This window comes from Kineococcus vitellinus, from assembly GCF_009906315.1.
In the GTDB taxonomy this organism is placed as follows: domain Bacteria; phylum Actinomycetota; class Actinomycetes; order Actinomycetales; family Kineococcaceae; genus Kineococcus; species Kineococcus vitellinus.
This window is the reverse complement of record NZ_JAAALL010000214.1, coordinates 1-7806: the sequence shown is the minus strand read 5'-3', so window position 1 is coordinate 7806 and position 7806 is coordinate 1. Positions and strand designations below refer to the sequence as shown.

The 7806-nt window shown below is 75.7% G+C and carries 9 protein-coding genes; 3 read left to right on the top strand and 6 right to left on the bottom strand.

Annotation, left to right across the window (positions count from 1 at the left end; translation table 11 throughout):
- The first annotated feature begins 334 nt into the window (after positions 1 to 334).
- Positions 335 to 580 (top strand): PspC domain-containing protein, encoded by a 246-nt coding sequence (locus tag GTQ99_RS16650; RefSeq protein ID WP_166616853.1) that lies wholly within the window; start codon positions 335 to 337, stop codon positions 578 to 580.
- Between the two features lie 28 nt (positions 581 to 608).
- Here the strand turns inward: GTQ99_RS16650 and GTQ99_RS16645 are convergent, their stop codons facing one another.
- Both GTQ99_RS16645 and GTQ99_RS16640 read right to left on the bottom strand, forming a co-directional pair.
- Positions 609 to 1373 carry a TIM barrel protein gene (locus tag GTQ99_RS16645; protein WP_166616855.1) on the bottom strand — a complete coding sequence of 255 codons (765 nt, stop codon included), beginning with the start codon at positions 1371 to 1373 and terminating at the stop codon, positions 609 to 611.
- Positions 1374 to 1426: 53 nt separating this feature from the next.
- A complete protein-coding gene (locus GTQ99_RS16640) occupies positions 1427 to 2518 on the bottom strand; it encodes a Gfo/Idh/MocA family oxidoreductase (protein ID WP_166616852.1) in 1092 nt (363 codons plus the stop codon).
- Positions 2519 to 2678: 160 nt separating this feature from the next.
- Between GTQ99_RS16640 and GTQ99_RS16635 the strand changes: the two genes are divergently transcribed.
- Together GTQ99_RS16635 and GTQ99_RS16630 are read left to right on the top strand one after the other, a co-directional pair.
- Positions 2679 to 3689, top strand: coding sequence for a LacI family DNA-binding transcriptional regulator (locus GTQ99_RS16635; protein ID WP_166616851.1), 1011 nt, complete (start codon positions 2679 to 2681; stop codon positions 3687 to 3689).
- A 70-nt stretch (positions 3690 to 3759) separates the two neighbouring features.
- Positions 3760 to 4368, top strand: a complete 609-nt coding sequence (locus GTQ99_RS16630) for a YdeI/OmpD-associated family protein (protein ID WP_166616850.1) — start codon at positions 3760 to 3762, stop codon at positions 4366 to 4368.
- A 55-nt stretch (positions 4369 to 4423) separates the two neighbouring features.
- Here the strand turns inward: GTQ99_RS16630 and GTQ99_RS16625 are convergent, their stop codons facing one another.
- From GTQ99_RS16625 to GTQ99_RS16610, 4 genes are read right to left on the bottom strand one after another with little or no spacing between them, the layout of a single operon-like run.
- Entirely contained in the window at positions 4424 to 4828 is a 405-nt protein-coding gene (locus GTQ99_RS16625) for a universal stress protein (protein ID WP_166616849.1), read from the bottom strand.
- On the bottom strand, positions 4825 to 5607 hold the full coding sequence (locus GTQ99_RS16620) for an ATP-binding cassette domain-containing protein (RefSeq protein WP_166616848.1): 783 nt from the start codon (positions 5605 to 5607) through the stop codon (positions 4825 to 4827). The genes GTQ99_RS16625 and GTQ99_RS16620 overlap by 4 nt, the downstream gene beginning before the upstream one ends.
- Entirely contained in the window at positions 5604 to 6626 is a 1023-nt protein-coding gene (locus GTQ99_RS16615; RefSeq protein ID WP_166616847.1) for an ABC transporter permease, read from the bottom strand. The genes GTQ99_RS16620 and GTQ99_RS16615 overlap by 4 nt, the downstream gene beginning before the upstream one ends.
- 42 nt (positions 6627 to 6668) lie before the next feature.
- Positions 6669 to 7718 (bottom strand): substrate-binding domain-containing protein, encoded by a 1050-nt coding sequence (locus tag GTQ99_RS16610; protein ID WP_166616846.1) that lies wholly within the window; start codon positions 7716 to 7718, stop codon positions 6669 to 6671.
- Positions 7719 to 7806 lie beyond the last annotated feature (88 nt).

The window sequence follows — 7806 nt, the reverse complement described above, 5'->3', positions numbered from 1 at the left end:
CCACCCGTCCGCCCCGCTCCACCACCTGGCTGTGGGTGGTGCTCGTGCTCGCCGTCGTCGTCGACCTGATCGCCTCCGCCGGGGTGCTGCCGCTCGCGGTCGGCATCGGTTCGGGCGCGGTCGCGCTCGGGGCCATCGCCGCGCTCGTCACCGCCCGCCTGCGGCGCTGAGGACCGCGGAGACCCGGCGGCGCCCGGAGGCCCGACCAGGGGTCGCTCCGGGTCCGCTCCGGGTCCGCTCAGGGTCGCTCCCCGATGCCGTCGACCCCGCGCTGCGGGCAGCGTGGACCCATCGCGTCCGCGGCCCGCGGACCCCCAGCCAGAGGAGCACCACCGTGAACCGCCTCCACGCCGACCTCGCCCGCCGAGGACTGCTGCGCCCCGCCGACGGCCGCCTGGTCGGCGGTGTCTGCGCCGGGCTGGCGCGGCGCTGGGGGATGGACCCGTGGGCGGTGCGCGCGCTGCTCGTCGCCACCCTCGTCGTCCTCCCCGGCAGCCAGCTGCTCGTCTACCCGCTGCTGTGGGTGCTCATGCCCGCGGACGGTGCGGCGGTGGCCGCCGCCCGGTACCCCGTGGTGTGAGGCCTGCGGAGCTGGTCCCCCCGCGGGGTTACCGCTCGCCGCCCGCGGGGGCGGTGAAGGCGTCGCGGAAGCGCTGCACGGCCAGGTGACCGTCCTCGCGCGCCCACGCCTCCAGGGCGACGGTGCCGCGGTAGCCGGCCTCGCGCAGGGCGGCGGCGACGGCGGGGTAGTGGACCTCCCCGGTGCCCGGCTCGCAGCGGCCGGGCACGTCGGCGACCTGCACCTCGCCGATCCACGGCAGGCTGGCCCGCACCAGCTCCACGAGGTTCCCCTCGCCGATCTGGGCGTGGTAGAGGTCCAGGTTCATCCGCAGGTGCGGGCTGTCGACCGCGGCGACCAGGGCGCGGGTGTCGGCCGCGGTGGCGAACGGCGTGCCGGGGTGGTCGACGGCGGTGTTGAGGTTCTCCAGGGTGAAAACGACGTCGTGGCGCTCGCCGAGCTCGGCGATGCGGTGCAGCGTGCGTGCGGCCGCCAGCCACATCGCCCCCGTCACCACCTCGACCGGGCGCACCGGCAACCCCCGGCCGTCCAGCCCCGTGCCGTGCAGGTTCAGGTTCGGGCTGCCCAGGACGGCCGCGGCCTCGATGGAGCGCGCGGCGCTCGCCAGCAGCGCGTCCGCGCCGTCGGGATCCACCAGCTCGCCGTCGACGTACCCGGTCATCGACGTGAACGTCGCGCCGGTGGCGGCCAGCGCGCCGAGGTCCGCGCGCGTCCAGTCCCACACCTCCACGGCGAAGCCGAGCTCGTGCAGGGTGCGTGCCCGCTGCGGCAGCGGCAGGTCGGTGAAGACCATCTCCGCGCAGACCGCCAGGGTGAACCCGCCGTTCGATCCGTCCACCGCCCCGCTCACCGCGGCGCCGCCGTCCCGCCGGCGAGGGGCAGGGGGACGGGTTGCCCCGTCCGCACGGACTCGATGCAGGCCAGGGCGATCGCGAGCGCGCGGTGCGCGTCGCGGCCGGTCACCGAGGGGGCGCGCCGCTCGCGCACGGCGGCGGCGAACTCCTCGAACTCCGCGGTGTAGGCGTCGGTGAACAGCTCCACGTCCGAGCGCACCGTCGCGGCGTGCGAACCCGCGGCGTCGTAGCGCACCGGTGCCGTGCCGACGGGGGAGCCGACCGTCAGCATCCCGGCCGAGCCGAAGACCTCCGCGCGCACGTCGTAGCCGTAGGCGGCCGAGAAGCTGGCCTCGGCCGTGGCGATGGCCCCGTCGTCGAAGCGGATGGTCACCACGGCGGTGTCCAGCAGCCCGGCGTCCTTGAAACCCGGTGCGACGAGCGCGTCGGCGACGGCGTACACCGAGACCGGCTGCGCCCCGGGGTGCAGCCACAGCAGGGTGTCGAAGTCGTGGATCAGCGTCAGGCGGAAGACCGCCCACGGCGGCACGGCCGCGGGGTTCGCCAGGCCGGGGTCGCGCGTGACCGAGCGCAGCAGGTGCGGGGTGCCGACGAGCCCCGCCTCGACCTGGGCGCGGGCCGAGGCGAACCCGCGGTCGAAGCGGCGGTTGAAACCCACCTGGAACGCCACGCCGGCGGCGTCGGTGGCGGCGGTGCCGCGCTGCACCTCGGCGAGGTCCATGCCGGCGGGCTTCTCGCAGAAGACCGCCTTGCCGGCCGCGGCTGCGGCCTCGACGAGAGCGGCGTGCGCCTCGGTGCTCGCGGTGACCACCACGGCGTCCACCGCGGGGTCGGCCAGCAGTTCGCCCGGGTCGAGCAGCGCGCGGGCGCCCAGCGGTGCGGCGACGGCCGCGGCGGCGCCCGGGCGCGGGTCGGCCACCGCCACCAGCCGCGCTCCCCGCACGCGCGTGCCGAGCAGCCGCGCGTGCGAGGCGCCGATCCGCCCCGCGCCGATCAGCCCCACGCGCAGCGGTGCACCACCGGCCGCACCACTGGCCGCACCGCCTCCCGCACCGCTGCCGATGTCGATGCCGCCGCCGTCCATCCCCGCCCCGCTCCTCCGTTGGAGCGCTCTAGGCCTAGAGCGCTCTAGTAGTGTGGGTGCCGGGCAGCGTCCGGTCAAGCACCCGCGCGAGGAACCGGTCGCCTGCCGGGCCGCGGGCCGGGGCGCCACTAGGGTGGGCGGTGCCGAGGAGGAGGGCGAGATGGGGGAGAAGTCCCAGCCGGTGACGATGGCCGACGTCGCCGCCCGGGCGGGCGTCTCGCGGGCGCTGGTCTCGATCGTCGTGCGCGGGGTCCCGGGCGCCAGCCCCGCCAGCCGCGAGAAGGTCCTGCGGGCCGCCGCGGAACTGGACTACCACCCCGACCAGCGCGCCCGGCTGCTCGGGGCGGCCCGCAGCCGCACCCTGGGCGTGGTGCACGACCTGCGCCAGCCCTTCCACGGCGAGCTCGTCGAGTCCCTGTACGCCGCCGTGGAGCGCGACGGACGGGGCGGCGCCGGGTGGCGGCTGGCCCTGGAACCCACGGCCCCCGGCCGGCCGCCGGCCACCGCGGTGCGCGCCCTGCTCGACCACCGCTGCGAGGCGGTGCTGCTGCTGGGCCCCACCTCCCCGGCGGCGGAGCTGGCGCGGCTGGCGGAACGGCTGCCCGTCGTGGTCCTGGCCCGCGCCGTCGAGGCCGCGGGGGTGGACGTGGTGCGCACCGACGACGAGGCCGGCGCCCGCCTGGCCGTCGAGCACCTGCTGGCCCTGGGGCACCGGCGCCTGGCCCACCTGCACGGCGGGCGCGCCCCCGGCGCCGCCCAGCGGCGCGCCGGCTACCGCGCCGCCGTGCGGGCGGCGGGGGTGCGGGCCGAACTGGTCGCCGGCGGGCCCGGCGAGGCCGACGGCCAGGCCGCCGCACCGCGGCTGCTGCACCCCGACGGGCCCAGCGCGGTGCTCGCCTTCAACGACGCCTGCGCCGTGGGCCTGCTGGCCGCCGCCCGCGCCGGCGGCACGGCCGTGCCCGGGCGGCTGTCCATCGTCGGCTACGACGACAGCGCCGTGGCCTCGCTGCCGTCGGTGGCGCTGACCACCGTCGGCCAGGACGCCGCCGCCCTGGCCGAGCACGCCGTCGCACGGGCCGTCGCCCGCGCCGAGGACCCCCGCGCGCCCGCCGCCGAGACCGTCGTGGCGCCCAGGGTCGTCCAGCGGCGCACGACGGCGCCGCCCGCCTGAGCAGCGGTGCCGGGTGGTGCGGGGAGCGCGTGTCGTGGTCCGTGTCGGGGGTCGCGGCTAGCGTGCGGGCGTGCCCGGGATCGAGCTGCAGGAGCTGGTCGTCGCCGACGCGCGGGCGCTGCGGGAGTGGCTCCTCGCGCACCACGCGTCCTCGCCGGGGGTGTGGCTGGCGCTGACGCGCAAGGGCGGCACGGTGACGTCCCTGACGTGGCAGGAGGCGGTCGACGAGGCGCTGTGCGTGGGGTGGATCGACGGGCAGGGGCGCAAGCGCGACGAGCAGACGTCCTCGATCCGGTGCACGCCGCGCACCCGGCGCAGCTCCTGGTCGCAGCGCAACGTCGCCAACGTCGAGCGGCTGACCGCGCAGGGTCGGATGACGCCCGCGGGGCTGGCGGCGGTGCGCGCGGCGCAGGCCGACGGGCGGTGGGAGGCGGCGTACGCGGCGCAGTCGCAGGCGCAGGTGCCGGCCGACCTGCTCGCCGCGATCGCGGAGGACCCGGCGGCGCAGGCGATGTTCGAGGTGCTCACGAGCACCAACCGGTACGCGCTGATCCACCGCCTGGGCTCCGTGAAGCGGACCGAGACGCGCGAGCGCAGGATCGCGCAGTTCGTGGCGATGCTGGCCCGGGGCGAGACGATCCACCCCCAGCGGGCCCAGCGGCCGCCCGCGGCACCGTGAGCGCCCCGTTCCCCGCGGGCGGGGAACGGGGCGCGGGGACGGGAGCGCCCCGCCCTCAGGCGGTCGCCGGTGCCCGCACCGCGAGCACCGGGCACGGCGCGTCCAGCAGGACGCGCTGGGCGGTGCTGCCCAGCAGCGCCTTGCGCACCGGGGAGCGCCGGTGCAGGCCCACGACGACGAGCTCGGCCGCCTCGGACTCCGCGACCTCCAGGATGGTCTCGGCGCTCGTGCCCGCGGCGCCGGTGCGGTGCTCGACGCGGTGCGGCACCCCCGCCTCGTCCAGCCGCTGCTGCACCGCGTCGAGGTCGACCTCGTCGGCGGCGGTGGGACGGGTGTAGCCGGCCTCGTCGACGACGTTGACGACCACCACGGCGCACCCGCGCCAGCGCGCCTGCCGGATGGCCTCGGTGACGGCGAGGAAACCCGTGCGGTCGGGGACGTAGCCGACGACGACGCTCACGAGGTGCCCCCGGCCGGTGCCGGAGCGGGCAGCGCCCCGGTCATGATGCCGACCACCTCGTTCATCTCGTGGTCGCCGGGGCGCACGACGGCCGCGCGCCGGCCGAGGCGGTGGATGTGGATGCGGTCGGCCACCTCGAACACCGCGGGCATGTCGTGGCTGATGAGCACGACGGGGATGCCGGTGTCGCGGATGCGGCGGATGAGGTCCAGCACCCCCTTGGACTCGCGCACGCCCAGCGCGGCGGTCGGCTCGTCCATGATGACCACGCGGCGGCCGAAGGCGGCCGCCCGCGCGACGGCGACCGTCTGGCGCTGGCCGCCGGAGAGGCTGTCGACGGGCTGGGTGATCGACTGCAGCGTGGTGATGCCCAGGTCGTCCATCTGCTGGCGCGCCTGCCGGCGCATCTCCTTGACGTCCAGCATCCGCAGCACCGAGCCGAGCGGTCCCTTGCGCCGGATCTCCCGGCCCAGGAACAGGTTCGTCGCGATGTCCAGCGCCGGGGCCATCGCGAGGTCCTGGTAGACCGTCTCGATCCCGGCGAGCTGGGCGTCGTGCGGGCTGCGGAAGTGCACCGCGCGCCCGTCGAGCAGCACCTCGCCGGCGTCGGGGACCACGTCGCCGGACAGGACCTTGATGAGGCTGGACTTGCCGGCGCCGTTGTCGCCGATGACGGCCAGCACCTCCCCGGCGCGCAGGTCGAAGTCCGCCCCCGCGACGGCCGTGACGTGCCCGTAGCGCTTCACGATGCCCCGGGCCTCCAGGACGATCTCGCTCATCGCGCCCTCTTCCTCGTGACGGTGTCGAGCGCGACGGCCGCGATGACCAGGGCGCCGGTGACGATGTTCTGGTAGAGCGGGTCGATGCCGGCCTGGGTGAGGCCGGACTGCAGCACCAGGACGATGAGCGCGCCCAGGTAGCTGCCCAGGACGGTGCCGCGCCCGCCGAACAGGCTGGTGCCGCCGATGACGACCGCGGTGATGGTGTCCAGGTTCGCGGTCGGGAAGGCGTTGGGCGAGGTCGCCGGGCTGCGCCCGAAGGCCTGCAGCGCGGCCAGGGCGTAGAGGACGCCGGCCAGGACGTAGACCGACAGCAGGACCCGGCGCACGTCGATGCCGGTGCGCTTGGCGGCCAGGTCGTTGTTGCCGACCGCGTACACGTGCCGGCCCCAGGCGGTGCGGGTCAGCGCGTAGTGCAGCACCACGACGCTCAGCAGGACCACCACGACGCCCGCGGTGACCTGGAAGCGCCCCAGGAAGTAGCCGCCCTGCGAGAGGACCGTCAGCGGTCCCTCGTCGACCAGGACGGTCTCCTTGGTGTAGAGGCGGGAGGCGGCCTGCAGGATCGTCAGCAGGCCGAGGGTGACGATGAACGGCGGCAGGCCCAGGCGCGAGACGATGAGCCCGGAGATCCCGCCGAGCACGGCGCACAGCACCAGGCCCACGAGCAGCCCCGCGAGCGGGCCGGAGGTGCCGGCGGCCAGGCGGGCCACGACCAGCGTGCCCAGCACCATGATGGCGCCGTTGGCCAGGTCGATGCCGCCGGTGAGGACGATGAGCGTCTGCCCCAGCGCGAGGGTCCCCACGACCACCGACTGCTGCAGGATGAGCGAGAAGTTGTCGACGCTGGCGAAGTTGTCGGTGAGCAGCGAGAACACCAGGCACGCGACGACGAGCGCCGCCAGCGGGCCCAGCACGGGGTTCCGGAACACGTGGTCGGCGAACGTCGCCGCCCTCGTGCCGGCGGACTCGCGGATCACCACGTCCCCGGCGCCCGAGGTCTTCACGGATTCAGCCATGGACCTGCCTTCCAGTTCGAGCGGGTTCGCGGGTTCGGCGGCTCAGGACTCCCCGCCCCAGCAGTTCTCCAGGCCCCAGGCGGTGTCCTTCGCCTCCAGGCCGCCGAGCGGCTCGTCGGTGATGAGCTGCACACCGGTGTCGATGAAACCGGCCGCGGGGACCTCCGGCTTGGTGCCGTCCTCCGCGAAGGCGAGAGCCGCCTTCACGCCCTCCTCGGCCATCTTGCCGGGGAACTGCATGACCGTGGCGGCGATCTTGCCGTCCTGAACGGCCTGCACGCCGGTGCACCCGCCGTCGATGGAACCCACGACGGTCGACTCGGCCTTGCCGGCGTTGTCGAGCGCGGTCCAGGCGCCGATCGCGGCGGGTTCGTTGATGGTGTAGACGGCGTTGATCGCGGCGTTCTTCTGCAGCAGGTTCTCCATGGCCGTCTGCCCCTTGCCCTGGTCGCCGCTGGTGTCCTGGCGGCCAGCGATCTCGGGGCTGTCGTCGGTCAGGCCCATCCCGGTGAGGAAACCGGCGTGGCGCTGGTCGCCGACGGAGACGCCCGGCTGCAGGTCGAGCATGGCCACGACCGGCGGGGTGGAGCCCAGCGCCGCCTTGACGTAGGCGCCCTGCTGCTCGCCCGCCAGGGTGTTGTCGGTCGCCCAGGTGGCGTCGACGCCCTCGTTGCCCTCGGTGGGGGTGTCGAGCGCGGCGATGAAGATGCCCCTGTCCTGCGCGGCCTTCAGCGTGGGCACGATCGCCTTGGAGTCGTTGGCGGTGATGAGGATGGCCTGCACGCCCGAGGCGATGAGGTTCTCCACCGCCGCGACCTGGCTGTCGTTGTCGCCGTCGGCGGTGCCGGCCTTGGCGATCAGCTCGGCCCCGGCGGCGTCGGCGGCCTCCTGGGCCGCGGCGCGCATGGACACGAAGTACGGGTTGGAGTCGGTCTTGGTCACCAGGCCGATCTTGACCGTCTCCTCGCCCCCGGAACCGGAGGTGCCGCCACCGCCGGTCTGGGTGGCCGAGCAGCCGGCCAGGGCGGTGGGCAGCACGACCAGGGCGGCCGCGACGGCGAGGGAGCGGAGGGTGCGCTGGGAGGCGTTCACGGGGTTCCTTCCGGTGTCGCGCCGCAGGCGCCGGACGGGCGGGTGCCGGGGGCGCGACACCGGAAGGAACCCCGTGAACGCCTCCCAG

Coding starts and splice junctions, on each gene's coding strand:
- GTQ99_RS16645 (WP_166616855.1), bottom strand. CDS start 1,373: ATGGTCTTCACCGACCTGCCGCTGCCGCAGCGGGCACGCACCCTGCAC.
- GTQ99_RS16640 (WP_166616852.1), bottom strand. CDS start 2,518: ATGGACGGCGGCGGCATCGACATCGGCAGCGGTGCGGGAGGCGGTGCG.
- GTQ99_RS16635 (WP_166616851.1), top strand. CDS start 2,679: ATGGGGGAGAAGTCCCAGCCGGTGACGATGGCCGACGTCGCCGCCCGG.
- GTQ99_RS16620 (WP_166616848.1), bottom strand. CDS start 5,607: ATGAGCGAGATCGTCCTGGAGGCCCGGGGCATCGTGAAGCGCTACGGG.
- GTQ99_RS16615 (WP_166616847.1), bottom strand. CDS start 6,626: ATGGCTGAATCCGTGAAGACCTCGGGCGCCGGGGACGTGGTGATCCGC.